This is a genomic window from Tessaracoccus rhinocerotis, assembly GCF_007197885.1.
Taxonomy (GTDB): Bacteria; Actinomycetota; Actinomycetes; order Propionibacteriales; family Propionibacteriaceae; genus Arachnia; species Arachnia rhinocerotis.
The window spans coordinates 137585-164171 of the sequence record NZ_VKKG01000004.1 but is presented as its reverse complement, the minus strand read 5'-3'; the positions used below and the strand labels follow the sequence as shown (position 1 = coordinate 164171).

Below are 26587 nucleotides of genomic sequence, written 5' to 3'. Positions count from 1 at the left end.
GCGTGACCTTCTCCCTCGACTTCCGCGCCCACTCCGAGGTGGGTCGGGTCCGCAAGAACAACCAGGACGCCGGGTACGCGTCCCCGAACATGCTGCTGGTCGCCGACGGCATGGGCGGCGCAGCCGCGGGTGACCTGGCCTCGGCCGTCGCGGCCGTGGAGGCGAGCCGCTCCGACGAGCACCTCGAGGGCGACGCCATGGTGGACCACATCAAGGGCGTCGTCACCCGGGCCAACGAGAAGCTCGCCGCGCTCGTGGAGGCCGACCCGACCCTCGACGGCATGGGCACCACCTTCTGCGGCGCCATGTTCTCCGGGACCCAGCTGGGGATGGCCCACATCGGCGACTCGCGCTGCTACGTCCTGCGCGACGGCGAGCTCACCCAGCTCACCCACGACCACTCCTGGGTGCAGTCCCTCATAGACAGCGGGCGCCTCACCCCGGAGCAGGCCGCCACCCATCCGCACCGCTCGCTCATCCTGAAGGTGCTCAACGGGCACGCGACGATGATGCCGGACTACTCGCTGGTGGACGTCGCGCTGGGCGACCGCTTCCTGTTCTGCTCCGACGGCCTCAGCGGCCTGATCGGCGACGACGAGATCGGCGAGCTGCTGGCCCTACCGGACCTCGACGAAGTGACCTCCGGCCTCGCCGAGGCCGCCAACAACGCCGGTGGCCACGACAACATCACCGTGATCATCGGCGAGGTGGTCGAAGCCGACGACGCCCTCGCGACCCGGGCGCCGCAGCTCGTCGGCTCCGCCGTCGAGCGCGAGATCCCCGAGCCCGACGAGCTCGCCGCAGAGTTCCAGCACACCGCCTTCCCCGACTCCCCCACCGTCGAGGACTCCCCCGCGGAGACCGAGGAGGAGGACGAAGACCACGACGAGGCCGAGCGCGCCCGCTACGCCCCGGACCCGACGCCGCACCGCCGCTGGCCGGGCATCCTGGCCGCCGTGCTCGCCATCGCCCTGGTGCTCGGCGGGTCCGCGTGGGGCGTGACGGCGTACGCGAAGTCGCGCTACTTCCTGGCCGACGCCGAGGGCTACGTGGGCATCTACAACGGGCTGCCCGGCTCGCTGCTCGGACAGGAGCTGAACGTGCTCGTGGAGACGCGCGACTTCCAGGTCGAGGACCTGCCAGCCTTCTACCAGCGTGCCGTCGCCAACACCATCGGCGTCCCCAGCCTCGAGCGGGCGCACGCCACCGCCGACCAGCTCGCCGACTTCGCCGCCCGCTGCGTCGAGGCGCGCGAAGAGCGCGACAACCGTCCGGATCCGACCCCGAGCCCCGAGCCGCAGCCCTCGCCGACGGGCCTGTCCACCGGGCAGCCGAACTATCCCACCTACCTCGCACCGATCACGCCCACGGCGACGGAGGAAGCGGATCCGGAGGCCTGCAGGTGATGTCCGTCGCCAAACAGCCGGCCGCCACCGGGGACGTGGTGGTCCACCGCCAGTGGCGCAACGCGGAGCTGCTGCTGATCCTGTTCGCCCAGACCTTCGGTCTGGGCGGCTGGGTGGTGACCCACCTGAGCCTCTACGGGAACCTGCCGGAGAATCTGGCGACGGCGGCCGGCATCTGGTTCGGCATGGGCATCCTCGCCCACCTCGCGGTGAGGATCCGGCTGCCGTGGGCCGACCCCCTGATCCTGCCCTGCGTGTTCCTGCTCAACGGGCTCGGCCTGGCGATGATCGCCCGCATCGACCAGATCCCCGACGTCATCCGCCACGACGCCGAGCAGCAGCTGGTGTGGACCGGTCTCGGCATCGCCCTGTTCATCGGCGTGCTGGTGGTGCTGCGCGACCACCGTCGCCTCCAGCGCTACCCCTACCTGCTGTTCATCGTCGGCCTCGTCCTCCTGCTGCTGCCACTGGTGCCCGGCCTCGGACGCGCCTCCGGCGGCGCCCAGATCTGGATCAACGTCGCCGGGTTCAGCTTCCAGCCGGCCGAGGTGGCCAAGATCGTGCTGGCCATCGCGTTCGCCGCCTACTTCTACGAGAAGCGCGACGTGCTGGCCCTGGCGGGCAAGCGTTTCGTCGGCCTGGAGCTGCCGCGCGCCCGTGACCTGGGCCCGATCGCCGTGATGTGGCTGCTCGCACTGGCGGTGATGGTGTTCCAGAACGACCTCGGCACGGCCCTGCTGTTCTTCGGCCTGTTCACCGTGATGATCTACATCGCCACCGAGCGGCCGGCTTGGACGATCCTCGCGGGCCTCGGCTTCGCCGTCGCGGGTGTGCTGGCCTACAACTTCACCCACCACGTGCCCCGCCGCGTCAACGCCTGGCTGGACCCGTTCAGCAACTACGACGCCAACCTGCAGATCATCAGCGCCCAGTTCGGGTTCGCGTGGGCCGGGCTGTTCGGCCGCGGCTGGGGCAACGGGCGCCCGGGCCTCACCCCGCTGCCCAAGAGCGACTTCATCGCCGCGAGCCTCGGCGAGGAGATCGGGATCGTCGGCTTCATGGCGATCATCGTCATCTACTCGTTGGTCATCGCCCGCGGCATGAAGGCCGCCCTGACCTGCCCCGACGGCTTCGGCAAGCTGCTCGCCGGCGGGTTGGCGTTCACATTCGCGCTGCAGGTCTTCGCCATCCTCGGCGGCATCACCCGGCTCCTGCCCCTGACGGGCCTCACCACGCCGTTCATGTCCCAGGGCGGCTCGAGCCTGGTGGCCAACTGGATCATCATCGGCATCCTGCTGGTGATCTCGCACCGGGCACGGATGCCGCAGGCCGCAACCGCCACCCCGCAGGAACTGGTCGGCGACGACTCGACGGTGGTGATCGCAAAGTGAACGGGCCACTGCGCAAGGTCAGCATGTTCGTCGCCCTGATGATGGCGGCGCTGCTGCTCAACATGACGTGGATCGCCGTCGTGGAGAGCGAGGACCTGAACGCCCACTCCCGCAACCGGCGCGTCCGCGACGCCGAGTTCGCCCAGAACCGGGGAGCGATCCTCGTCGGGAACCTGCCGATCGCCATCACCAACCGCTCCGAGGGCATGACGTTCCGCTGGGCGCGCGAGTACCCCGAGCCTGAGCTGTGGAGCTCGGTGACCGGCTGGTACTCCTACGACTACGGCCGCAGCAACCTCGAGCAGTACTACAACGAGGAGCTCTCCGGCACCGGTTCGGTGCAGGCGTTCCAGCGCATCCTCGACATCCTGGCCGGCCGCACGCCGCAGGGTGCCAACATCTCCACGACGCTGGACGCAGGCGCGCAGGCCGCCGCCGTCCGCGCGCTGGGCGACCAGCAGGGCGCCGCCATCGCCGTCGACTACACCACCGGCGAGGTGCTGGCGCTGGTCTCGACCCCCACCTACGACCCGAACCGGCTCTCCTCGCTGGAGCTCTCCTCGGCCCGGGACTCGTGGGACGCACTGCTCAACGCGCCCGACGAGCCGCTGAAGAACCGCGCCGTCCGGGAGGTGTACCCACCCGGGTCCACCTTCAAGCTCGTCACCGCGGCCGCGGCACTGGAGAGCGGCTGGACCAAGGACTCGGTCCTGGCCGCCCCGCAGTCGCTGCCGCTGCCCAACTCGAACTCGACCATGGGCAACTCCACCAACTGCGGCGGCACCGAGGTCACCCTCGAGCAGGCGCTCAACACGTCCTGCAACACCGCGTTCGGCTCGCTGGGGATGGAGGTCGGCGACGACGGCCTGCGCGAGATGGCGCGTGCCTTCGGCTTCGACTCCGACCTGGGCTTGGACCTGCCCTCGGCGCAGTCCCGCTTCCCCGACGAGCTCGACGAGGCGCAGACCGCGCTCAGCTCCATCGGCCAGTACGACGTCGCGGCCTCGCCCCTGCAGATGCTCATGGTGACCGCCGCCATCGCCAACGATGGCACCATGATGCGGCCGCACCTGGTCAAGGAGGTCACCTCCCGTGACCTGCGCGTGCTGGAGTCGGTGACACCCACGGAACTGACCCGCCCCATCTCCCAGAGCACCGCACGGCAGCTGCAGGAGATGATGGTGACCACCGTCACCGACGGGACCGGAAGCCCGGCCCGGATGGACGGCATGACGATCGGGGGCAAGACCGGCACGGCCGAGTCGAGCCCGGACCGCCCCAACTACGCGTGGTTCGTCGGGTACGCCGAGGAGCCGACGGTCGCCGTCGTCGCCTTCGTGCAGAGCACCGACGTCCGCCCCGACGACATCTCGGGCGGCCGCGTGGCCGCCCCGATCTTCACTGCAATCATGGAGGCGCTCCGATGAGGTCGTTTCCACGAATCACAGGCACATGGGAAACAATGGAGCCTGACCCGATGAAAGGACCAAAGCGATGACAGAGCGAGGCACGGTGCTCCAGGGGCGCTACGAGCTCGACCAGATCATCGGCCGAGGGGGCATGGCCGAGGTGTGGCGCGCCCGTGACCGCCGCCTCGTCCGCGACGTCGCGGTCAAGCGACTGCGCGTCGATCTCGCCAGCGACCCGACCTTCCAGGCGAGGTTCCGCCGGGAGGCCCAGTCCGCCGCCGGTCTCAACCACCCCAACATCGTCGCGGTCTACGACACGGGCGAGGAGCTGGATACCGCCTCCGACGTGTCCGTGCCCTACATCGTGATGGAACTCGTCGAGGGCGTCACGCTGCGCGACGTGCTGCGCGACGGCCGCAAGGTACTGCCCGAACGCGCCCTCGAGTTCACCAAGGGTGTCCTCGACGCCCTCGCCTACAGCCACCGCGCCGGCATCATCCACCGCGACATCAAGCCCGCGAACGTGATGCTGACGCCGTCGGGATCGGTGAAGGTGATGGACTTCGGCATCGCCCGCGCCGTCGCCGACACCTCCGCCACCATGACGCAGACCGCCGCCGTGATCGGCACCGCGCAGTACCTCTCCCCGGAGCAGGCGCGCGGCGAGAAGGTGGACAACCGCTCCGACATCTACGCCGTCGGTTGCCTCCTCTACGAACTGCTGGTCTCGCAGCCGCCGTTCAAGGGTGACTCGCCGGTCAGCGTGGCCTACCAGCACGTCCGCGAGATCCCCGTGCCGCCCAGCCAGCTGGACTCCGAGATCACGCCCGACATGGACGCGATCGTGATGAAGTCCCTCGCCAAGGCGCCGGGCGACCGCTACCAGGACGCCCGCGAGATGGCCGCCGACGTCACGCGCGCCATCAACGGCGAGCCCGTGCACGCGCTGCTGGCCCCAGTGGGTGCCGAGCAGCCGACCGCGGTGCAGGGGTACCACGCCAACGCACCGACGCACGTCGCCCAGCGCGCCGCCGTCGCGAGCGCCCCCAGCCCCGTCTACTCCCCCGGGGAGCTGGACGAGGACGAGGAGGAGCCCAGGTCGAAGAAGGGCATCATCATCCTGGCCTCGCTGGCCGGGCTCGTGGTGGTGGGCATGATCATCGCGCTGGCGATGCTGCTCAACCCGGGCACCCCGGAGCCGGAGATGGTCACCGTGCCCAGCGTCGTCGGCGCCAGCGAGGTGTTCGCCGTCGGCCAGGTCGAGGCCGCCGAACTCGTCCCCAAGGTCGAGTACGAGGCCGGCTCGGAGGACAACCAGGGCGAGGTCGTCCGGCAGAGCCCGGAGGGCGACGCCGAGGCCGAGGTGGGCAGTGAGGTCGTCCTCGTCGTCAGCACCGGCGTCGAACTGTTCACGGTCCCCGACAACCTGGTGGGCATGCCGCGGGCCGACGCACTGCGCGTCCTCGACGACGCGGGCTTCAGCAACGTCACCGTGCGTGACGCCGATCCCGCCAACCGGCAGGAGGAGCCCGTCGACGCCGAGGCTGGCACCGTGACCGTGGTGAACCCTGCCGAGGGCGCCGAGATCCCCGCCGACGGTGAGCTCGAGCTGGTGATCGCCACCGGCCGCTCCCCCATCCCAGACCTGACCGGACGCACCCTCGAGGTGGCCATGGACGAGGCGAAGGACGCCGGCTTCACCGAGCAGTTCGAGGTGGTCTACGAGCAGACCGACCAGGTGGCGCCCGGCAACGTGTTCGACCAGACCCCGGCGGCCGGCGAGAGCCACCCCCGCAACACCGTCATCAACGTCAAGGTGGCCGAGGCCGTCGACACCACCCTCCCGGTCCCCGAGCTGGTGGCGCTCACCCTCGAGGCCGCACAGCAGGCCGCCACCGACGCCGGGTTCACGTCGCCCCTGTCCGTGACCGAGGAGCAGACCGACGAGGCCGAGCCCGGCACCATCGTCAGCCAGGCCCCGGCCGCCGGCGAGCGGATCGAGCCGAACGTGCCGATCGAGGTGGTCGTCGCCGTCGGGCCGCAGCTGAGTGAGATGCCGAACCTGCTGGGCCTGTCCCAGGAGCAGGCCGGGACCTCGCTCGACCGCGCCGGGTTCACGAACTACCGGTTCGAGGACGAGGTCACCCCCGGCGCCCCAGCCGACACGGTCCTCGAGCAGAACATCGCCGCTGGCGAGCAGGTCGACCCGGAGACCGAGGTCGTCGTGATCATGGCCCGCGCGCCCGGCAACTCCAACCCCAACCCGAGCGACACCCCGAGCTAGGCGGTCTCGACACGCGCCACTCGTACCTCGCGGCGCTACTCGACCAGCGGAGACCCCCAGCCCCGTTGGTCGAGTAGCCCGCCAAACCCGTTGGTCGAGTAGCCGGCGAGGAACGAGCCGGCCAAACCCGTTGGTCGAGTAGCCGGCGAGGAACGAGCCGGCCAAACCCGTTGGTCGAGTAGCCGGCGAGGAACGAGCCGGCGTGTCGAGACCCCTCAGGCGCGCGACATGTTCGCCCGCACCAGGGGCGAGAGCTCCGCAGCGCGAGCCGGCGCGTCGGCGTCGCCGCACGTGACCAGCCAGTTGGCGAGCATCTGGTAGCCGCCCTCGGTCAGGACGGACTCGGGGTGGAACTGCACAGCGGACATCGGCCACTCGGCGTGCCGCACGGCCATGATGACGCCGGACTCGGTACGGGCGGTGACCACGAGCTCCTCGGGCAGGGTGTCGGCCACGATCGCGAGCGAGTGGTAGCGCGTGGTCCGGATGGGCGAGGGCAGCCCGGCGAAGATGCCGTCGGCGTCGTGGAAGACCTGCGACACCTTGCCGTGGAGCAGTTCCGGCGCGCGGTCCACCGTCGCCCCCAGTGCCACGCCCATGGCCTGCAGGCCGAGGCAGACGCCGAAGAGCGGCTTGCTGGGACCCAGTTCGCGGATGACGTCGACGCAGACCCCGGAGCGCTCCGGCGTGCCGGGACCCGGCGACAGCAGCACGCCGTCGAAGCCGGTGTGCCAGTCGGGATCACTGAAGCGGGCGTCGTCATTGCGCCAGACCTCGACGTCGGCGCCGATCTCACCCAGGTACTGCACGAGGTTGTAGACGAACGAGTCGTAGTTGTCGATCACGAGGATTCTTGCCACGGGCCAATTCTGGCACGCTGCCGCGCCGGAGCGACGCGGGGCGGGGCAGGCCACCCGGGCTAGCGGGTGATCGTCGCCTCGGAGACGTTGATGGCACCGACGAACGCGGGGAACTCCTCGCGCTCGAAGGTGGACTGCGCGAATCCGAGCCCGTAGGCGTCGACGTACTGCAGGTAGATCTGCACGGCACGGGACTGCGTCAGTGAGTCCTCCATCGCCTCGGTCGGGCCGATGGCCTCGATCACGTACGGCGGCGCGTACGGCACGCCGTGCAGGACCACCGAGTTGCCCACGCACTTGATGCCGGTGGTCGCGATCACGCGCTGACCCTGGATGGTCATGGCCTCCGCGCCGGCTGCCCAGAGCGCGTTCACCACGGCCTGGATGTCCTGCTGGTGGACGATCAACGCGTCGTCGTCGACCCCGGCCGGGCGCACGTCCAACGGCGCGTCGGTCAGCACCACGCGCACCCCGGGGCCGGCCACCGGCAGCGCCGACGCCGCGTGCCCGGCATCCGCGACGGCGCGGGCGAGTTCCTCGTCGACGCCCTGCTCCTCGCTGAGCCGCTCCACGTCGCCGCGCAGGGTCTCGGCCTCCTCGCGGAGGTCCTCGTTGAGCAGGGCCTGGGCCGCCACCAGGTCCTGGAGGCTCGCGTTGCGCTCTGAGCGCAGGTCGGTGCCGCGGGCCGCGATGGCGGAGACGGTGATCATGAACCCGGCGAGGACGAAGATGCCGATGGTCGTCAGGCGCCCGAATCCGGCCCCCTCCTTGCGGGGGTGGGAATCGGTCTCCTCGGCAGTCACGGACCCAGCCTACGCGGCCGGTCGTGTTCACAACTGGTGCCGATGGTGCTGTTTGGGTTCGGCTCGATTAACCTTGTGCACCGACGCAAGGAGTGTGATCGTGCCCGAGTCCAAGGTTCGCAACAGCGCGAAGAAGAAGAAGCAGGCCAAGCAGGCCGGTGATGTGGCTGAGCGCCGCCATGAGAAGGACGCGCTCGCCAGCAACCGCAACTGGGTGCCGTGGCTGTTCATCCCCGTGGGCCTCCTGGGGGTGCTGTGGATGGTCGTCTACAACCTCGCCGGCAGCGCCGTCGGCTTCATGCGCTTCCTCGGTGACTGGAACGTCGTGATCGGGCTCGGCCTGATCATCGCCAGCTTCTCGTTCATGACGCTCTGGAAGTGAGCATCGTAGGAAGCCCGCTGGAGGGCAGGTCGTTCGACGCCGTCATCTTCGACCTCGACGGCACCCTCATCGACTCGCACGCCGCCATGATCCGTGCCTACTCGCGCTGGGGCGAGGAGTTCGGGGTGGACCTCTCCGTCCTGCCGGGGCTCCTCGGCATGCCCAGTCGGGTAACGGCTGAGCGGCTGCTCGACGAGGACCGGGTCGACGCCGGAGTCGCCCGCATCGAGGAGCTCGAGGTGATCGACACCGACGGCGTGATCGCCCTCCCCGGCGCGCTCGAGTCCCTGCAGCAACTGGGCCATCGGGCCGCGATCGCCACCTCGTGCACCACACCCCTGATGGAGGCCCGCGTCGGTGCGGCCGGCCTGCCGTTCCCCGGCGTGGTCGTCACCAGAGACCAGGTCAACGAGGGCAAGCCGCACCCCGAGTCGTTCCTGTTGGCGGCCGAACGCCTCGGCGTCGACCCGTCCCGCACACTCGTGGTCGAGGACGCCCCGGCCGGCGTCGCGGGGGCTCGCGCCGCGGGCGCCTCGGTGCTCGGCATCCTCAGCACGAAGTCCGCCGACGACCTCGAGGCCGACGCCCACGTCGCCCACCTCGGTGACGTCACCTGGGAGATCACCGAAGAGGGCGTCCGCCTCCACTGATGGGGCGTCAGGGGATCACGACCACCTTGCCCGCGGCGTGCCCACCCTCGACCTCGGCGATCGCCGCGCCGGCCTCGGCCAGCGGGTACCGGGCGGTGACGGTCGGGTCCACGACGCCGTACTGCACCACCCCGGTGATCTTGGCCAGTCCCTCGGAGGTGCGCTCGACCACCCGGGCACCCACCTCGCGCGCGGTGTCGACGTCGGCGGCGGTGATCACGAGGGCGGGTTCCTTCGCTATCGGCGCCGCCGCGCGCAGCGCCTCGCCCCCGGCCAGGTCGACGACCAGGTCGGCGCCGTCGGGCAGGAGCTGGCGCAGGCGCTCGGCCACGCCGTCACCGGACTCGACGAACTTCACGCCGAGGGACTCCACCAGTTCCCGCTTCCCCGCGCTGGCGACGCCCACGACGTCGAACTTGTGCACCTTGCCGATCTGCGCGGCCATGCGGCCGATGCCGCCGCCGGCGCCGACCACCACCATCGTCTGTCCCTCCTTGAGCTCCACCTGATGGGTGAGGTCGTAGGCGGTGGCCCCCGCCACGGGGAGGGTGGCGGCATCGTCGAAGGAGATCTCCTGGGGCTTGGCCACCGTCTGGTCAGCGGCCAGGACCGTCCGCTCGGCGAAGGCGCCGTGTCCGGGCGCCACCAGGCCGAGCACCTCGTCGCCGACGGCGAATCCCGTCACGCCCTGTCCGACGGCGGTGACCACGCCGGAGGCCTCCCGGCCCATCGGCATGGGCAGTGGCCCGTGCTTGCCGAGCAGCCCCTGCCTGATCTTCCAGTCGACGGGGTTGACGCCTGCTGCGCGGACCTCGATCGCGAGTTCTCCGGGGCCCGGGTCCACGATCTCTGCGTCGATGAGTTCCTGCCGTTCGGGGCCGCCGAAGTCGTTGAACGTGTAGACCTTCGTCATTGTCCTTCTCCTTGTTGAATTCAGTGGGTGGTTTGGGCGGGGGCGGCTCAGGACCTCCCCCGGTGTGTTTCAGGCGTGGCTGGCCTCGGTCTCGGCCCTCGCCCTGGGTGCGGTCCGGACCTTGCGGGGCATGGCGGTGACGCCGCCGGCGTTGCGGAGCAGTCGCATCGCGTTGAGGATGACGACCAGCACCGACGCCTCGTGCACCAGCATCCCGATCGACATCGTGACGCCACCGGCGAAGACACCCGCCAGCAGGGCCACGACGGTGACAAGCGCGACCGCGATGTTCTGTTTCATGACGCCGACGGTGCGCTTGGCCAAGCCGATGGCCTCGGGCAGCTTCAGCAGGTTGTCGCCCATGAGAGCGATGTCCGCGGTCTCGACGGCCACGGCCGAACCGGCAGCACCCATGGCCACGCCGATGTCGGCGGTGGCGAGCGCGGGGGCGTCGTTCACGCCGTCGCCCACCATCGCGACGGTGTGGCCCTGCGCCTGGAGCGCCGCGACGGCATCCAGCTTGTCCTCCGGCAGGAGGCTCGCGTGGATCTCGTCGATTCCGGTGGCCGCGCCGATGGACTCGGCCACCAGGCGCGTGTCGCCGGTCAGCATGACGACCTTCTCCACCCCTGCGGCATGCAGGCGACGGACCATCTCGGGGGCGTCCTCACGGATCTGGTCGGCGACGCCGATCAGCCCGATGACGCGGTCCTCGACGGCGACGATCATGGGGGTTCGGCCCTGCGCGGCCAGTTCCTTGGCGCGCTCGGCCGAGCCCGCGTCGTCATAGATACCGTACTGCTCAAGCAGCGGCGGGTTGCCGATCAGGACACGCTTCCCCTCGACCTCGGAGACGATGCCCTTGCCGGGCACGGGGGTCACCTCACCGGGGATTCCCGTGGGGGCGATGCCCTCCTCGCGCGCGCTGTCCAGGATGGGTCGGGCCAGCGGGTGCTCGGAGCCGGCCTCGGCGGCTGCGGCCCACCGCAGCACCTCGCTGCGTTTCGACGTCGGGTCGAGCACGATGACGTCGGTGAGCTTCGGGGTGCCCTCGGTGAGGGTGCCGGTCTTGTCGACGGCGACGGCGGAGATCTTGGCCGAGGTCTCGAGGAACTCGCCACCCTTGATCAGGATGCCGTTGCGGGCCGAGCGGCCGATGCCTGCGACGATCGCCACCGGGATGGAGATGACCAGGGCGCCGGGGCAGCCGATGACCAACAGCGTCAGCGCGAGCACGACGTCGCCGGTGACAAGCCCGGCCACCAGGGCCAGCAGCATCACGCCCGGGGTGTACCACTTGGAGAACCGATCGATGAAGGCCTGCGTGCGGGCCTTGGCGTCCTGCGCCTCCTCGACGCGGTGGATGATCCGGGCGAGCGTGGTGTCGGCGCCCACGCCGGTGGCGAGCACCTGGAGGAAGCCCCCGCGGGAAACGGTGCCGGCGAACACGACGTCGGCCTCGGACTTCTCGACGGGGATGGACTCGCCGGTGATGGAGGCCTCGTCGATGGCGCCGGAGCCGGCCACTACCTGGCCGTCGACCGGGACCTTGGCGCCGTTCTTGACCAGCACGATCTCACCCATGCGCACCTGGTTCGCCGGGATCTCCTGCTGCTCACCGTCGCGCATGACGACGGCGACGTCGGGGGCGACGGCGACCAGTTCGGCCAGGGCGGAGCGAGTCTTGTTGAGCGTGGCGGCCTCGAGGGCATGACCGACCGAGAACAGGAAGGTGACGGCGGCGGCTTCCCAGAAGTTGCCGATGATGACCGCGCCGACGGCGGCGACGGATACCAGCAGGTCGATGCTGATGTGCTTCACGAGCAGCGAACGGACCGCCTTGACGACGATGCCGTACCCCGCGACGACGGCGGCGGCGAGCATGAAAGCGTCGGCGAGGGCGAAGAACGCACTGCCGGTGGCGTGCGCGCCGGCGTCGACCCACCACTGAGGGGTCAGGGTGGGGTTCCAGGCGCCGCCGAGGCCGCCGGCCACCCACGAGGCGATGATCAGTAGGCCGGAGACGACGGGAACCGCCCACTTCCCGTTCAACCAACGATGAAGTCGGTTCATTTCAGTTGATTCCTCTCAAGATTGTTGGGACCACCTTGTGCCCGCCCGCCGGAATCGACGGGCGGCGGTTCAGAAGGCGGCGGGGGTGGCGGTGTAGCCCGCCTTGGCAACCGCGGCGACGATGTCGTCGATGGAGGTGACCGAAGCGTCGTGGTCCACCTCGATCCGCGAGGAGGCGAACTTCACGGTGACGTTCTCGACACCCTTCAGTCGGCCGACCTGCTTCTCGATCTTGGTGACGCACGAGGGGCAGGAGAAGTCCTGGGCACGCAGGACGGTGTGGGTGTTGGTCGCGGTGTTGCTCATGATTGATCCTTGTCTCGGCGCCGGGGGCGCCAGTAGTTCCGATGTTTCGAAACTACGAAGGATCGGGCCGGACTTCCTTGACGCAGGTCAAGTCCTGTTCCGGGCCTCGCCGCGGGTCAGGATTCGGCCGAGAGCGCCAGCAGGGCGTCGAGGTCGGTGAGGGTGATTCGGCCGCGCGGGTGCTGCTCGATGACACCGGAGTCGCCGAGCCGGCGGAGCTGTCGGCTGAGCGACTCGGGGGTGGTGTCCAGCAGCGAGGCGATGTCCTTCTTGGGCAGCGGCAGCTCCACCGTGAGGCCGCCCGGGACGCGTCGCGCTGGCAGCCCCAGCAGGTAGTCGGCCAGTCGGGAGGACACGTCGCCCGAGATCACGGAAGCCAACCGCGCCTCGACCTCCCCGAGGCGCGCGCTGATCTCCTGCAGCATGTGCATCCCGATGCTGGGGTGCCGTCCGACGAGGCCTCCGACGTCGGCGTGGCGGAACACGCACATGCTTCCGGCCTCGAGGGCGACGGCGTGGTGGTCCGGACGCTCGCCGGTCAGCAGCGCCGACTCGCCGACGAAGTCCCCCGGCTCCAGGATCCTGACGATCTGCTCGTGGCCGTCGGCGCTGATCCGAGTGATCTTGAGCCTGCCGGTGTGCACCACCATCAGCTGCGACACGTCGGAGCCTGCGGTGTAGACGGCCTCCCCGCGCTCGGTGCGGACGGGGCGGGCCAACTCTGCCACCTGCTCCTGTTCCGCGCGGCTCAGCCCGCGGAACAGCGGCACCCGCGCCACACAAAGGTCATCCTCCACCAACGGCAACTGCCTCACCACGCACGCCTCCTACGGCCCACCCTAGCCACCGGCAAACCCCGAGGAACCATGCCGGTCGCCCCCGGCGCACATAGGCTGGAGAGCGAGACCGACGAAGGAGTTGCACATGACCGACCGATTGAAGGAACTGAGCCGGGCCGGGGTTTCCATCTGGCTCGACGACCTCTCGCGTGATCGCCTGGAGTCCGGGAACCTGGCCGAGCTGACCCGCACGCACAGCGTCGTGGGCGTGACCAGCAACCCGAGCATCTTCGCCAAGGCACTCTCCGACGGAGAGGCCTACACCGAGCAGCTGCGCGGACTGAAGGCCGCCGGCGAGACGGACCCCGAGGACGTCATCACCACCCTCACGACCGACGACATCCGCAACGCCTGTGACCTGTTCCGCCCCATCTACGACGCCACGGCCGGGTTCGACGGCCGCGTCTCCCTCGAGGTGGACCCCCGCCTGGCCCACGACCTGGACGCGACGGTTGCCCAGGCCCGCGCGCTGCACGCGCTGGTGGACCGCGAGAACCTCCACATCAAGATCCCGGCCACAGACGCCGGGCTGCAGGCCATCACCGCCACCATCGCCGCCGGCATCAGCGTCAACGTGACGCTGATCTTCTCCGTGCAGCGCTACGAGCAGGTCCTCGACGCCTACCTCTCCGGTCTCGAACAGGCCCAGCGCGACGGCGTGGACCTCAGCAAGATCCACTCCGTGGCCTCCATCTTCGTCTCGCGCAACGACGTCGAGGTGGACAAGCGCCTCGAGGCCATCGGCTCCGACGAGGCCCTCGCCCTGCGCGGCAGGGTCGGGTTGGCGATCTCCTGGCTCAGCCATGAGGCCTACGCAAAGGTCACCGCCTCCGAGCGCTGGCAGGCCCTGGCTTCCGCCGGCGCCAACGTGCAGCGTCCGCTGTGGGCCTCCACGGGCACGAAGAGCAAGGAGTACAGCGACGTGCTGTACGTCGAGGAACTCATCACCCAGGGCGTCGTGAACACCATGCCCGAGAAGACGCTCGAGGCGTTCGCCGACCACGGCGAGGTCCGCGGCGACACCGTCGTCGGGCGCTACGACGAGGGGCGCAGGGTCATCGAGGCCCTCCGGGCCGTCGGGGTGGACCTGGACGACGTCAACGCGACGGTGGAGGCCGAGGGTGTGACGAAGTTCATCGACCCGTGGGTGGAGCTGATCGACACGGTGCAGCAGCAGCTCGACGCGGTGTGACCCTGCACCAGTGACGATGGCGCGGCGGTGCGGGGACGCAGCCGCCGCCCAACCAGTCGCCCTGAGGTGCGGGGACGCAGTCGCCGCCTCGAAGGGCACCACCTCAGCGGGCGATGACGACTGCGGTGCCGTAGGCGGTCACCTCCGCGACGGACTCGGAGATCCGCCCGCCGTCGAATGACAGCCCCACGACGCCGTCGGCGCCGGCCTGCCTGGCCTGCTCCACCATGGCCGCGACGGCATCCTGCCGAACGGAGGTGTTGACGAAGGCCATCTCGGGGCTGTGCGCCAGGTCACGCGGGCGGGTGACCACGCCGAAGACCACGCCCACCATCCGCTCGATCCGCATGCCCGGCAACTCCCCGGTGGTGGACACGGGGATCGCGAACCGACGGAACTGCGGGTCGCGGGGTTCGACGTCGCGCCCGGCGGTGGGTGCGATGGGCTGCGACGGCGGCTCGCTGGGCACCGACGGCACGGACGCCTCGCGGCGGTTCGCGCCGGGGAGGTCCTGCCTCGACGGGGGCACCGACGTCTGCGTGGCACCCGAGGGCGCCGGTGCGGGGCGGCGCGCAGGGGCCGGCTGGATCGGTCGCGGCGGGCCGCCGTGGTGCGAGGGGGTCCCGGGGCCGGTCCAGGGTCCCGGCATTCCCGACGACTGCTGCGGCTGGCTCATGCCCGAAGCCTACCGAGCGTCCCCGGCGCCCACGATCCCAACCGGTAGGATTCGGGGCGTGACTGACCAGACTCCCGTCCAGACCAGCAGCGACTCCGAACAGACCGCCATCCGCAAGGAGAAGCGCGAGCGGCTGATCAACGAGGGGCACCAGCCCTACCCGCCGGACCTCGTCCGCAGCCACACCCTGCGCCAGGTCCGCGAGCAGTGGGGCCACCTCGAGGCAGGTGTTGAGACCGACGACGTCGTGAGCATCGGTGGCCGCGTCGTGTTCGTGCGCAACACCGGCAAGCTGTGCTTCGCAACGCTGCAGGACGGCTTCACGCTGGACCACAACGGCGAGCGCCTGCAGGTGATGCTGTCACTCGGGGAGGTCGGCGAGGAGAAGCTCGCGGCCTGGAAGTCCGACGTCGACCTGGGCGACCACGTCTGGGTCACCGGCCGCGTGATCGCGTCCAGGCGCGGCGAGCTGTCCGTGATGGCCATCGACTGGCGCATGGCCAACAAGGCGCTGCGGCCGCTGCCCGCGCTGCACAAGGACCTCTCCGACGAGGCGCGCGTGCGTCGTCGCTACGTCGACCTGATCGCCCGCGAGGAGGCCCGGGACATGGTGCGCACCCGCGCGGCCATCAACCGCTCCATCCGCGAGACCCTCCACGAGGAGGGCTACATCGAGGTGGAGACCCCGCAGCTGCAGCTGATCCACGGCGGCGCCACCGCCCGCCCGTTCGAGACCCACCTCAACGCGTTCGACCAGAAGATGAGCCTGCGCATCGCCCTGGAGCTGCACCTCAAGCGCACCATGGTGGGCGGCGCCGACCGCGTCTACGAGATGGGTCGAGTGTTCCGCAACGAGGGCATCGACTCCTCGCACTCGGCGGAGTTCACCATGCTCGAGGCCTACATGAGCTGGGGGGACCAGGCGACCATCGCGGCCCTGCTCCAGCACATCATCGTGAACGTCGCCGACGCCCTGGGGTCCCGGCAGGTGACCACCGACAAGGGCGTCATCGACCTCGACGGCGAATGGCCCTGGCTGTCGGTGTTCCCGGCACTGTCGGAGAAGGTCGGCGAGACGGTCACCGTCGACACGCCGCTCAAGGAACTGCAGCGCATCGCCGATGCCCACGAGGTGGAATACGACCCGAAGTGGGATGCGGGCAAGCTGGCGATCGAGCTGTTCGGCGATCTTGTGGAGCCCGACCTGATCCAGCCCACCTTCGTCTACGACTACCCCGCAATCGCCCAGCCGCTGGCCCGCCAGCACCGCTCCGAAGAGGGCAAGGTGGAGGCCTGGGACCTGATCATCGGCGGCATGGAGCGCGGCACCGGCTTCACCGAGATGATCGACCCGGTCCTGCAGCGGCAGGTCCTGACCGACCAGTCCATGCGCGCCGCGGCCGGTGACCCCGAGGCGATGCAACTCGACGAGGACTTCCTCGAGGCGCTCGAGTACGGCGTCCCGCCGATGGGCGGGATGGGTCTCGGCGTCGACCGGCTGGTGATGCTGTTCACCGGCGCCGGCATCCGCGAGACGATCCTCTACCCGCTGCTGCGCCCCCAGGCCTGACTGACGCGGCTGGAGCGCACGGCTCCGTCTCCGGTGCTGTCCGCTCCAGCCACTTGCCTCACTCAAATCAGTGGAGCGCTCGGCTCCGTCTCCGGTGCCGAGCGCTCCACTCAACTGTTTCAAGGGCCCTTCGAGGCGAGGGCTCGCCCACCTGCTTACCTGAAGCGGACGATGTTGTTCACCACCCAGTCGGTCTTGACCGAGTAGCTCCAGGTCCCGTCGGCCGCCTTGGTGGCGGCCACCAGCTGGGACTGGACGAACGAGCGGCAGCCATTGCGTCCCGTGGCAGCTGTGTCGCACTCGGTGCGCCACTTGCGACCGTCGGCAGCCGTCCACGCACCCGTGCGGCCCAGCGGGTTGGAGGCCCACTGCGCCCGCGTCATCAGCGGCAGGTAGGTGAGGTTGTTGAACTGCCAGCCGTTCTTCTGCACGAACCGGCCGTCCTCCTGCGTCACCGTGGTGCCCCAGATGGTGGTGGTGCAACGGATGGTCTGCGAGTAGGGCTCGCAGGTGGTGTGCCACCACCGACCGTTCACCTTGTGGAACCCGGGCTTGGAGTACAGGTCTCCCTCAAGTCCGGGAACCGTCCGGCTCTGTGACGGCGACGGTGCCGGGGTCGGCTCGGCTGAAGGCTCCTCACTCGGCCCCTCGGAAGGCTCCTCACTCGGCCCCTCGGAAGGCTCCTCACTCGGCCCCTCGGAAGGCTCCTCACTCGGCCCCTCGGAAGGCTCCTCACTCGGCCCCTCGGAAGGCTCCTCACTCGGCTCCTCCGTCGGATCTGTGGGCTGGCCAACTGTCAGGGTGAGGGTGGTGGCGACGGTGCCGGCGTCGCTGACGTACCAGGGCAGGACCAGGTCACCGTTGATGGTGTACTCGCCCGAGGTCTGGACCAGGGATTCGTCGAAGTCCCACTCCACGCCGACGGCCTGGTTGTCCCGGGAGCCGTCGTTGTAGGAGACCTCCACCTTCGTGGGCAGCTGCGGCAGCTCGCCCACCTCGACCGAGATCTCGAAGCTCTCCGCACCCTGGATCGAGATGCCGCCCTCGGAGAGCTCGGGACGCACGTAGATCCTCGCCTCGGCGATCAGGCCGTAGGTGGAGTTGGTGCCGAACACCGAGAACGGTTCGACGTTGGTCTCGGCCACCATCTCCGGCGTGATCTGCTGCCACGTGAACGGCAGGGTGCCCCGCAGGCCACTGGTGTAGACGACGTCGAGCTCGGCCGGCAGATCGGGGACCGTCCCAGTCTGCGTGCGCATGACCACGGGCTCGTCCACCTCTTCCACGAGGTCGCCGTTGACGCGCCACCTCAGCACGCCGGTGCCGCCGGCATTCCCCTGCACGCCCCAGATCCGGATGCGCAGGGCACTGGCCTGGACGGGCTCGAAGGAGAGGTGGTTGTACTGGCTGCGCACCAGCGCGTCGGCGTAGCTGGAATCATCGGTGAGCTTCACCGGCTCCCAGGTCTCGCCGTCGACGGTGTACTCCAGCGCCCAGGCATCCGGCTGCGGCATGCGGGTGCCGCCGTTGTCGTCGTACCAGTAGATGTCGGTGGACGCGACGAGGACGGGCGAGTCCCAGGAGTATTGCAGCCAGGACTGCGTGGCCGGGCTGCTGCCGTTGTTCTCCTGGCCCCAGTTGCCCCAGCCGTTGCCCGCGCCCGGGGCCGACGACTGCGGGGTGTCCGGGTCGTTGACCTTGCTCGGGTCTTCCCAGCCGGCAGCCCCACTGGTGGTGATCTCGGCGCTGGCGCCGAACTCGGCGGAGACCTCCTGCGACTGGAGTTCGACGACGATCTCGCGCTCGGTGCGCAGCTCGCCGTCGGTGGCCCAGAACCGCAGGGTGTAGCTGCCCTCGGCGGTGCCGGTGACGGTGGTCTCGAGCGAGCCCGCGGCCGAAAGGATGACGTCGGCACCCTCGGGCGTCGCGACCGCCTCCCAGCCGTGGGAAAGGGTGCCGTCCTCGGGCAGGCCGTCGTCGACTGCGGTGGCCCGCACGACGGCGGAAAGGTTGCCGGCCCGCTCGGGGTCGGTCTGCACGCTGACGATCGGTGCCTCGTTGACGACGGCAGGGACCTCGCGGCCGGAGTCGAACGCCTGGATCTCCGAGATCGCTGTGTACCTGCCGGGCGCGTTGGTGAACGCGACCCGGATCCGGTCCGTCGAGACGGCGTCGAAGAGCGTCTCGTTCAGCTTGGGGCCCGGGATCTTCGGCGACTTGTGCACGTCGGTGAGGGTGGTCCATCCCCCGGAGCCGTCCGGCACCTGGAGCGAATAGCGCTGCGGCTGGGAGTAGCCGCCCTCCTGCCTGTCGCTGACGAAGAAGATCTTCAGGTTGTCCAGCTGGACCTGCGAGCCGAACGCCAGCTCGACCCAGCCCTGGTCAGAATCGGTGCCGTGGTTGCCCCAGAAGGGCTCGTTGGCGGTGACGCCGTCGACCACGGCGGCGGTCGTCACCGGGCGCTCGGTGGTGGAGATCGCGCCGGGGGTGTGGTTCATCGAGCCCGTCGACCAACCGGGGGTGTGGAAGTTGCGCCACGGGGTCTCACGGGCACCCTCCTGGGTGAAGTCGGCGGTGACGGTGGCGCCGTCGGCGAGGTTAGCCGTCGTGTGCTCGAGGTCGATGCCTGCCTTCTTCAGGTAGTCGACGACTCGGGCGTCCTCCACCGGCACCTCGACGGCCGACGGGAACGCGGTGCCGGCGTCGGCGTGGACAGTGACGGTGAGGCCCTCGTCGGAGGAGACGACGGCGTTGGCCGCCGGGTCGTAGACGAACCGGCCCAGCGCGTCGGCGGAGGCCTTGCGGTCACCGTTGATGAACAGGCTGTAGCCGGCGCCGAGGCCGTAGTGGGAGCCGTCGGGGTCCCACACGATCGTCACGTCGTTGCCGTGGTAGCGCAGGTTGTTGACCATGAAGTGCTCGTAGCCGAAGTCGATCGGCCACAGCTCCACCAGGTCGTCGGAGCGGGGCTGGATGCCACCCATGTCCTCGACCATGATGTAGTTCATGTTGCCGAGCATCACGTGGTTGGGGTTGTTGCGGTTGAACGTCTGCGTCTCCGGGTTCCAGTTGGAGTAGTACTCCGCCTGGTTGGCCACGGCGGCGTTGCCGTTCGGGTAGATGCTCCAGGCCATCCAGTCCAGCAGGCGGGCGGCGTAGGCGCCGTCGAGGTACTTCTCCTGCGGGTCGTAGTGGCGCAGGCCGGCGCGGACGCCGCGGTACTGGACGGTGAAGTTGATGTTGGAGAAGTTGTTGGAGCCGCCGATGCCGTACTTGGCCCGGTCGTACTGGTTGGCCGTGTAGAACGGGAAGATCGGGAAGTTGTCGCCGTAGCGCAGGAAGCGGTAGCCGTCGACGTAGGTCTCCCAGTCCTCGTGTGGGATGAGCCCCTCCGCGTAGACGTCGTAGAGGTTGGACTCCTTCGCCGGGATCAGGTCACGCTCCGCCTCGGAGAGCGGGTTCTGGGAGCCGCCGGAGGTGGCGCCGTGGGAGGTTCCCGCCAGGAACATCCGGGTCTCCTCGCTCCAGAGGCGGTCCAGGATGGCGTCGCGGATGGCGTCGGCCTGCTCCCCCATCTCGGCCACCTTGGCGGCGTCGGCCCCGGCGATCTCGTAGAGCTGCCGCGCAGCGTCGAAGTCGCCCCAGACGTAGGCCGACTCGGGACGCTCGATGGTCCGGGCGCCCGGTGCGGTCGCGTTGACCTTCGGGTAGCCGAAGCTGATGGCGTCCGAGTCGTTGCCGGGCATGTAGTTGGTGTCGTAGGCGATCAGCAGGTCGTCGTTGCCGTCGTAGTGCTCCAACTGGCCGATGCCGTCGTTCTCGAAGTACGAGGCGAACTTCTCGGCGACCTCCGGGCCGCCGCCGTGGACCTGGTAGGCCTCGAGTCCAGCGGTGCCGAGGTACTGCGAGTAGTGGTTGTTCCAGGAGGTGTGGCCGGGGCTGTCCAGGAACGCCGACGAGCCGGAGAGCTCACCGACGTTGAGGATCTGGCCGTAGCCCAGGTACGGGTTGCGGATCCACTTGGTGTCCTGCAGGTGCATCGGCTGGGTCAGGACCACCGAGTTCTGGTACAGGTTCACGCCCTCGATCGTTGTCGGGAACTGGTAGACGTAGCCCGACTCGTCGGCGTCGAGCACGTTGTAGCGCTCGCCCCACCAGCGGTAGACGATGGCCTTCTCCAGCGCCGGGTCCGGCACGTCGATGTAGGGGATGTCCTCGGCCCACCGCTGGTTGAACGCCGTGACCGCCGTGCGGAAGGCGTCGTCGGGGCTCATGGCCGCGTAGCTCTCGAACTCCGCCACGGAGTCCTCGAGGGAGGCCGAGTGCAGCACGCCGACGACCGACAGGTCCGCGGAGCCGCCGGCCGGGACCGTCACCTCGCGGACGAGGCCGCCGTCGGCGACGGTGAACCCGGACGCCTTGAGGCCGACGGTGATCCGGCTCCAGGGGGTGTCGACGAGTCCGTTGTTGGAGCCGCTGGTGAGGACGCGGCTGCCAACCAGTTCGTCGTCGGCCTCGCCCAGCGCCGTCGCGATCGGGGACTGGGCCCGCAGGGAGAGGGTCACGTCCGAGTCCCCGGGGTTGGTGAACTCCAGCGCCGCGACGGCGACGTTCTCGTGCGTGATGAACTTGCGCTGCTGGGCGGTCACGCCGGTGTCACCGACGGTGTAGCTGGTGGTGGCGTGGCTGGGGGCGTTGAAGCGCTGCGCCCCCACCTCGGTGACGGTCTGCCCCGTGACGTCGATGGTGAAGAAGTCGCCGAGGTTGTTCGGGCCGCCGGCGTAGGCGGTGCCTGCGAAGCCGAGGCGGGTGAAGCTGGCGTTGTCTGCCCCGCGCATGTAGAGGGTGCGGCCCCGGGTCTGCAAGACGTTGTTGCCCTGGGCGCCGGTGACGCCCAGGACGCGGTCCAGGTAGAAGTCGGTGCCGCCGGCCGCGACGTCGGCGTCGAAGATGCTGTCGTGCATGCTGTCGGCGGACCACGCGACGCCCGGGTCGAGCGCGGCCTGGACCTGTTCCAGGTTGGTGTAGGTGGGCTCCCCGATCTCCATCACGTCGTGGGCCCCGTCAGTGTAGAGACCCACGTCGGCCTCGTTGCCCGGGATCACATCCGCACCCGCCGGTGTAGTTCCGCACACGAGCAGTGCCGCGCTCGTGAGCGCCACCCCCGCGATCTTGCCGAGTCGTCTGACCATCTGCCTTCCCTCTCCATCGAGTTCTGCCCCGAGGCGTTCCGTCGCTGCTGACGCGCACCCCGAAAGTTTCGCAAACCTTTTCAGCGATCCTAGACGCGAGGACGGCCGGATGTCGACAGTCCGAGTCCCGAAAGACTTTCGACAGCCGCCACGACATCGCAACAGGATCCGCTTGATGAGTGAGTGCTCACTCACTACACTTGCCCCGTGATGCGTGCAAAACCGATGCCCCCGGAGGAACGCCGGGCAGCCATCGTCGAGGCTGCCCTCGCCCTCCTCGAGGACGAGGGGCCAGAGCTCACCACCCGGATGGTCGCCGAGGCCGCCGGGGTGGCTGAGGGCACGATCTTCCGGGTCTTCCCCACGCTGCAGGACCTGATGGCGGCCACCTACGTCGAGTACCTGTCGGCGGACCGCCTGGCCGAGAAGCTGGGCGCGGTCCAGCCCGGTGAGGACCTCGAGCAGGCGACGGCGGCGGCCCTCGTGGCGCTCGCGGACTACATCGAGTCGGTGCATTTCGCACTGCACCCGCCGCAGCGGCCCGACATCAAGCCGACCGCGCACGTCCTGGAGGCCAAGGAGCAGTTCAAGGCCCGGTTCCGGGACCTGCTCGACTGGCTCGTCCAGACGTTCGAGCCCCATTCCCGCGAGATGACCATCACCCCCCAGAGCTACGCCCACTTCCTCCTGACCCTGTCCCTCGGCCGCCACATGGGACGGCCGGCGGGACTGGAGATCCCCGAAATCACGCAGTTCGCGCTCAACGGCGCCCGACGAAGGAGCACCGAATGATCGGCAAGCTCGCCCGTTTGATCAACCGATACGTCCGCCCCTACTGGGCGCTGCTCGCCATGGTCGTCATCCTGCAGGTGATCGCCACGCTGATGTCGCTCTACCTTCCCACGCTCAACGCCCGGATCATCGACGAGGGCGTCGTCACCGGCGACGTCGACTTCATCTGGGGCACCGGCGGCGTGATGCTTGTGCTCTCCCTGGTGCAGGGACTCGCCCAGGTGGGGGCCGTCTACTTCGGCGCCCGCACCGCGATGCTGTTCGGGCGCGACGTGCGCGCCGCCGTGTTCGGGCGCGCGCTCAGCTTCTCCGCGAAGGAGCTGAACCAGTTCGGCGCGCCGTCGCTGATCACCCGCACCACCAACGACGTGCAGCAGGTGCAGATGCTGGTGCTGATGACCTGCGTCATGCTCGTCGGGGCGCCCATCACGATGGTGGGCGGCGTCTTCATGGCGCTGAGCGAGGACGCCGGGCTCAGCTGGATCATCCTCGTGGCCGTCGTCGTCCTGGGCGCCGGCATCACCGTGTTGCTGGTCAACATGGGCCCGCTGTTCCAGACCATGCAGACCCGCATCGACAACCTGAACCGCGTGTTGCGCGAGCAGATCACCGGCATCCGCGTCGTCCGCGCCTTCGTCCGCGAGCAGCACGAGAGCGTCCGCTTCGACCGCGCCAACTCCGAGCTCACCGACACCACCTTGTCCGTCGGTCGCTGGATGGCATTCCTGTTCCCCTTCGTCGGCTTCATCATGAACATCTCGACGGTGGGCGTGATGTGGTTCGGCGGCCTCCGGATCGACTCGGGGGACCTCCAGATCGGCCAGCTGACCGCGTTCATCTCCTACCTGATGCAGATCCTGATCTCGGTGATGATGACCACGATGCTGATGGTGATGGCCCCCCGCGCCGCCGTGTGCGCTGACCGCATCATGGAGGTGCTGCACACCGATTCCTCCGTCGTCGTCCCCACCGACCCCGTCACGCCCGGCATCGAGCGCGGCCACGTCGTGTTCGACAACGTCAGCTTCGCCTACCCGGGCGCCGAGGAACCCGTCCTGAAGAACCTGAACCTCGAGCTCCACCCCGGCCGCACCACCGCCGTCATCGGGTCCACGGGCGCCGGCAAGACGTCGCTGGTCAACCTCGTGCCCCGCCTGTTCGACGCCACCGCCGGCCGCGTCCTCGTCGACGGCGTGGACGTGCGCGACCTCGAGCCCGACGTCCTCTGGGCCCGGGTGGGACTGGTGCCGCAGAAGCCGTACCTGTTCAGCGGGACGATCGCCAGCAACCTGCGCTACGGCAAGCCCGACGCCACGAACGAGGAGATCTGGCGCGCCCTCGAGATCGCCCAGGCAAAGGACTTCGTCGCCGAGCGCGAGGACCAGCTCGAGTCCGCGATCGCGCAGGGCGGCACCAACGTCTCCGGCGGCCAGCGGCAGCGTCTGGCCATCGCGCGCGCACTGGTGAAGGATCCCGGGATCTACATCTTCGACGACTCGTTCTCCGCGCTCGACGTCGCCACCGACGCCCGCCTCCGGGCGGCCCTCGACCCCACCATCAAGGACAAGGCCGTGCTGGTGGTCGCACAGCGCGTCACCACCATCAGGAACGCCGACGAGATCCTCGTCCTGGACCACGGCGAGATCGTCGGCCGCGGCACGCACGACGAACTGCTCGTCGACTGCACCACCTACCAGGAGATCGTCGAGTCCCAGCTGAGCGCGGCGGAGGCAGCATGAGCGAGATTGAGCAGACACAGGACACCGGGACCGACGCCCCCACCCCGGTGAAGGCCAATGCGCGGCCCGACGCGCCACCGCCGGGCCGCGGTCCCGGCCACGGTCCGATGGCGGGGACGGGCGAGAAGGCGGCGAACTTCAAGCAGTCGCTGAAGCGGCTCGTCAGCGCCCTGCGACCAGAGCGAGCCGGCATGATCAGCGCCATCGTCATCGGCGTGATCTCCGTGGCGCTGAGCGTGGTGGGCCCGAAGATCCTGGGACGCGCAACCGACCTGCTGCTCGCCGGCTGGATCAGCAAGGACATGCCCGAGGGCATGACCCGCGAGCAGGTGATCGAGGCCACCATCGCGTCGGGAAACGAGCAGCTCGCCGAGCTCCTGCGCCGCCTGGACTTCGTGCCCGGCGAGGGCATCGACTTCGCCGCGATCAGCACCGTGCTGCTGTTCGTCCTCGCACTGTACGTGGCATCGGGCCTGTTCTCGTTCCTGCAGGGCTGGATCCTCAACACCGCCGTGCAGCGCACCGTCTACCGGATGCGCCAGCAGGTGGCGAGCAAGCTCCAGCGGCTGCCGCTTTCCTACTTCGACAAGCAGCCGCGCGGCGAGATCCTCAGCCGCGTCACCAACGACATCGACAACGTCTCCCAGACCCTGCAGCAGACGCTCTCGCAGATGCTGAACTCGCTGCTGATGGTCATCGGCGTGCTGGCGATGATGTTCTGGATCTCCCCCACCCTCGCCCTCATCGCCGTGGTCAGCATCCCGATCGCGATGGTGCTGGTGGCCATCATCGGCAAGCGCTCCCAGAAGCTGTTCGCCCAGAACTGGAAGTCCACGGGCGAGCTGAACGCCCACATCGAGGAGGCCTACACCGGCCACTCGCTGGTCAAGGTCTTCGGCCGCCAGCGGGAGGTCGAGGCGGAGTTCGCCAGACGCAACCAAGAGCTCTTCGAGGCCGGCTTCGGCGCCCAGTTCATCTCCGGGATCATGATGCCGGTGATGATGTTCGTCGGGAACCTGAACTACGTCGTGATCGCCGTCGTCGGCGGCCTGCGGGTGGCGTCGGGAACGATGAACATCGGCGACGTGCAGGCGTTCATCCAGTACTCGCGCCAGTTCACCCAGCCCCTGACGCAGGTGGCGTCGATGGCGAACCTGATGCAGTCCGGCGTCGCCTCGGCTGAGCGCGTGTTCGAGTTGCTGGACTCCGAGGAGATGTCCCCCGAGCCCGACGGCGTCCTGCCCGTGACGCGGGGCCACGTCGAGTTCCGCGACGTCGAGTTCTCCTACTCGCCCGACAAGCCGCTGATCCGCGACCTCAACCTCGAGGCCCTCCCCGGCCAGACCATCGCCATCGTCGGGCCCACCGGCGCCGGCAAGACCACCCTGGTCAACCTGCTGATGCGGTTCTACGACCTCGACGGCGGCTCGATCACCATGGACGGCACCGACATCGCGACGGTGCCGCGCGGCGAGGTGCGCAGCAAGATCGGCATGGTCCTGCAGGACACCTGGTTGTTCGGCGGCACCATCCGCGAGAACATCGCCTACGGCCGCCCCGACGCCACCGAGGCCGAGATCGTGGAGGCGGCGACCGCGACGTTCGTCGACCGGTTCGTGCACTCCCTGCCAGACGGCTACGACACGGTGATCGACGAGGAGGGCAGCAACGTCTCCGCCGGCGAGAAGCAGCTGATCACGATCGCGCGCGCCTTCCTGGCGGACCCCGCGCTCTTGATCCTCGACGAGGCCACCAGCTCCGTCGACACCCGCACCGAGCTGCTGCTGCAGCAGGCGATGTCGGCGCTGCGGACCGGCCGCACGTCGTTCGTGATCGCCCACCGCCTCTCGACCATCCGCGACGCGGACCTGATCCTCGTGATGGAGGACGGTGGCATCGTCGAGCAGGGCACCCACACGGAACTGCTGGAGGCCGAGGGCGCCTACCACCGCCTCTACCAGTCGCAGTTCTCCGCGCCCGCCACGGAGGAGGCGGCCTGAGGCAGCCGCCTCACCCGTCCCGACCCGTACCCTCGCGGTCCCCGAAGCGAGTCCGTCGCCCGGAGCCCCAGCGCAACACTGTTGCGCTGGGCGTCGACGTCGGGGCCTTC

At 69.3% G+C, this 26587-nt stretch carries 19 protein-coding genes; 11 read left to right on the top strand and 8 right to left on the bottom strand.

The window, feature by feature from the left end; translation table 11 throughout:
- Positions 1-2 precede the first annotated feature (2 nt).
- From FOJ82_RS10715 to pknB, 4 genes are all read left to right on the top strand, one after another.
- A complete protein-coding gene (locus tag FOJ82_RS10715) occupies positions 3-1406 on the top strand; it encodes a PP2C family protein-serine/threonine phosphatase (protein WP_143938480.1) in 1404 nt (467 codons plus the stop codon).
- Positions 1406-2797 (top strand): FtsW/RodA/SpoVE family cell cycle protein, encoded by a 1392-nt coding sequence (locus tag FOJ82_RS10710; protein WP_143938479.1) that lies wholly within the window; start codon positions 1406-1408, stop codon positions 2795-2797. The genes FOJ82_RS10715 and FOJ82_RS10710 overlap by 1 nt, the downstream gene beginning before the upstream one ends.
- Entirely contained in the window at positions 2794-4224 is a 1431-nt protein-coding gene (locus FOJ82_RS10705) for a peptidoglycan D,D-transpeptidase FtsI family protein (RefSeq protein ID WP_143938478.1), read from the top strand. The genes FOJ82_RS10710 and FOJ82_RS10705 overlap by 4 nt, the downstream gene beginning before the upstream one ends.
- A gap of 67 nt (positions 4225-4291) precedes the next feature.
- The gene (gene pknB, locus FOJ82_RS10700) at positions 4292-6490 is read left to right on the top strand and encodes a Stk1 family PASTA domain-containing Ser/Thr kinase (RefSeq protein ID WP_143938477.1); all 2199 of its coding nucleotides are present in this window, start codon (positions 4292-4294) and stop codon (positions 6488-6490) included.
- A gap of 215 nt (positions 6491-6705) precedes the next feature.
- Here the strand turns inward: pknB and FOJ82_RS10695 are convergent, their stop codons facing one another.
- Together FOJ82_RS10695 and FOJ82_RS10690 are read right to left on the bottom strand one after the other, a co-directional pair.
- Positions 6706-7350, bottom strand: a complete 645-nt coding sequence (locus FOJ82_RS10695; RefSeq protein ID WP_143938476.1) for an aminodeoxychorismate/anthranilate synthase component II — start codon at positions 7348-7350, stop codon at positions 6706-6708.
- A 59-nt stretch (positions 7351-7409) separates the two neighbouring features.
- The gene (locus FOJ82_RS10690; protein ID WP_246099846.1) at positions 7410-8153 is read right to left on the bottom strand and encodes a DUF881 domain-containing protein; all 744 of its coding nucleotides are present in this window, start codon (positions 8151-8153) and stop codon (positions 7410-7412) included.
- A 100-nt stretch (positions 8154-8253) separates the two neighbouring features.
- On the opposite strand from FOJ82_RS10690, the gene FOJ82_RS10685 reads away from it, so the two are divergent.
- Together FOJ82_RS10685 and FOJ82_RS10680 are read left to right on the top strand one after the other, a co-directional pair.
- Positions 8254-8535 carry a cell division protein CrgA gene (locus tag FOJ82_RS10685; RefSeq protein ID WP_143938475.1) on the top strand — a complete coding sequence of 94 codons (282 nt, stop codon included), beginning with the start codon at positions 8254-8256 and terminating at the stop codon, positions 8533-8535.
- Positions 8532-9185, top strand: coding sequence for an HAD family hydrolase (locus tag FOJ82_RS10680; protein ID WP_246099845.1), 654 nt, complete (start codon positions 8532-8534; stop codon positions 9183-9185). The genes FOJ82_RS10685 and FOJ82_RS10680 overlap by 4 nt, the downstream gene beginning before the upstream one ends.
- Before the next feature lie 7 nt (positions 9186-9192).
- Here the strand turns inward: FOJ82_RS10680 and FOJ82_RS10675 are convergent, their stop codons facing one another.
- The 4 genes from FOJ82_RS10675 to FOJ82_RS10660 all read right to left on the bottom strand — a co-directional run bounded on the left by FOJ82_RS10675 (position 9193) and on the right by FOJ82_RS10660 (position 13295).
- The gene (locus tag FOJ82_RS10675; RefSeq protein WP_143938474.1) at positions 9193-10098 is read right to left on the bottom strand and encodes an NADP-dependent oxidoreductase; all 906 of its coding nucleotides are present in this window, start codon (positions 10096-10098) and stop codon (positions 9193-9195) included.
- Positions 10099-10167: 69 nt separating this feature from the next.
- Positions 10168-12171, bottom strand: coding sequence for a heavy metal translocating P-type ATPase (locus FOJ82_RS10670; RefSeq protein WP_143938473.1), 2004 nt, complete (start codon positions 12169-12171; stop codon positions 10168-10170).
- Positions 12172-12240: 69 nt separating this feature from the next.
- Positions 12241-12477 carry a heavy-metal-associated domain-containing protein gene (locus FOJ82_RS10665; RefSeq protein WP_143938472.1) on the bottom strand — a complete coding sequence of 79 codons (237 nt, stop codon included), beginning with the start codon at positions 12475-12477 and terminating at the stop codon, positions 12241-12243.
- Between the two features lie 116 nt (positions 12478-12593).
- The gene (locus FOJ82_RS10660; protein WP_246099844.1) at positions 12594-13295 is read right to left on the bottom strand and encodes a Crp/Fnr family transcriptional regulator; all 702 of its coding nucleotides are present in this window, start codon (positions 13293-13295) and stop codon (positions 12594-12596) included.
- Positions 13296-13401: 106 nt separating this feature from the next.
- Between FOJ82_RS10660 and tal the strand changes: the two genes are divergently transcribed.
- Positions 13402-14508 carry a transaldolase gene (tal, locus tag FOJ82_RS10655; RefSeq protein WP_143938471.1) on the top strand — a complete coding sequence of 369 codons (1107 nt, stop codon included), beginning with the start codon at positions 13402-13404 and terminating at the stop codon, positions 14506-14508.
- A 103-nt stretch (positions 14509-14611) separates the two neighbouring features.
- On the opposite strand, the gene FOJ82_RS10650 is transcribed toward tal, so the two are convergent.
- Entirely contained in the window at positions 14612-15184 is a 573-nt protein-coding gene (locus FOJ82_RS10650) for a YbjQ family protein (protein ID WP_143938470.1), read from the bottom strand.
- A gap of 58 nt (positions 15185-15242) precedes the next feature.
- Between FOJ82_RS10650 and lysS the strand changes: the two genes are divergently transcribed.
- Positions 15243-16754, top strand: a complete 1512-nt coding sequence (gene lysS / locus FOJ82_RS10645; protein WP_246099843.1) for a lysine--tRNA ligase — start codon at positions 15243-15245, stop codon at positions 16752-16754.
- 155 nt (positions 16755-16909) lie between these two features.
- Here the strand turns inward: lysS and FOJ82_RS16885 are convergent, their stop codons facing one another.
- The gene (locus FOJ82_RS16885; protein WP_221933125.1) at positions 16910-21946 is read right to left on the bottom strand and encodes an Ig-like domain-containing protein; all 5037 of its coding nucleotides are present in this window, start codon (positions 21944-21946) and stop codon (positions 16910-16912) included.
- 210 nt (positions 21947-22156) lie between these two features.
- Between FOJ82_RS16885 and FOJ82_RS10635 the strand changes: the two genes are divergently transcribed.
- From FOJ82_RS10635 to FOJ82_RS10625, 3 genes are read left to right on the top strand one after another with little or no spacing between them, the layout of a single operon-like run.
- Positions 22157-22738, top strand: a complete 582-nt coding sequence (locus FOJ82_RS10635; RefSeq protein ID WP_246099855.1) for a TetR/AcrR family transcriptional regulator — start codon at positions 22157-22159, stop codon at positions 22736-22738.
- Positions 22735-24477: an ABC transporter ATP-binding protein gene (locus FOJ82_RS10630; protein WP_143938468.1), complete on the top strand. Its 1743-nt coding sequence runs from the start codon at positions 22735-22737 to the stop codon at positions 24475-24477. Before FOJ82_RS10635 ends, FOJ82_RS10630 begins: the two co-directional genes overlap by 4 nt.
- Positions 24474-26477 carry an ABC transporter ATP-binding protein gene (locus FOJ82_RS10625; protein ID WP_143938467.1) on the top strand — a complete coding sequence of 668 codons (2004 nt, stop codon included), beginning with the start codon at positions 24474-24476 and terminating at the stop codon, positions 26475-26477. Before FOJ82_RS10630 ends, FOJ82_RS10625 begins: the two co-directional genes overlap by 4 nt.
- The last annotated feature ends 110 nt before the right edge of the window (positions 26478-26587 follow it).

Coding starts and splice junctions, on each gene's coding strand:
- FOJ82_RS10665 (WP_143938472.1), bottom strand. CDS start 12,477: ATGAGCAACACCGCGACCAACACCCACACCGTCCTGCGTGCCCAGGAC.
- FOJ82_RS10675 (WP_143938474.1), bottom strand. CDS start 10,098: ATGACGAAGGTCTACACGTTCAACGACTTCGGCGGCCCCGAACGGCAG.
- FOJ82_RS10650 (WP_143938470.1), bottom strand. CDS start 15,184: ATGAGCCAGCCGCAGCAGTCGTCGGGAATGCCGGGACCCTGGACCGGC.
- tal (WP_143938471.1), top strand. CDS start 13,402: ATGACCGACCGATTGAAGGAACTGAGCCGGGCCGGGGTTTCCATCTGG.
- FOJ82_RS16885 (WP_221933125.1), bottom strand. CDS start 21,946: ATGGTCAGACGACTCGGCAAGATCGCGGGGGTGGCGCTCACGAGCGCG.
- FOJ82_RS10710 (WP_143938479.1), top strand. CDS start 1,406: ATGTCCGTCGCCAAACAGCCGGCCGCCACCGGGGACGTGGTGGTCCAC.
- pknB (WP_143938477.1), top strand. CDS start 4,292: ATGACAGAGCGAGGCACGGTGCTCCAGGGGCGCTACGAGCTCGACCAG.
- FOJ82_RS10630 (WP_143938468.1), top strand. CDS start 22,735: ATGATCGGCAAGCTCGCCCGTTTGATCAACCGATACGTCCGCCCCTAC.
- FOJ82_RS10625 (WP_143938467.1), top strand. CDS start 24,474: ATGAGCGAGATTGAGCAGACACAGGACACCGGGACCGACGCCCCCACC.
- FOJ82_RS10670 (WP_143938473.1), bottom strand. CDS start 12,171: ATGAACCGACTTCATCGTTGGTTGAACGGGAAGTGGGCGGTTCCCGTC.
- FOJ82_RS10635 (WP_246099855.1), top strand. CDS start 22,157: ATGCGTGCAAAACCGATGCCCCCGGAGGAACGCCGGGCAGCCATCGTC.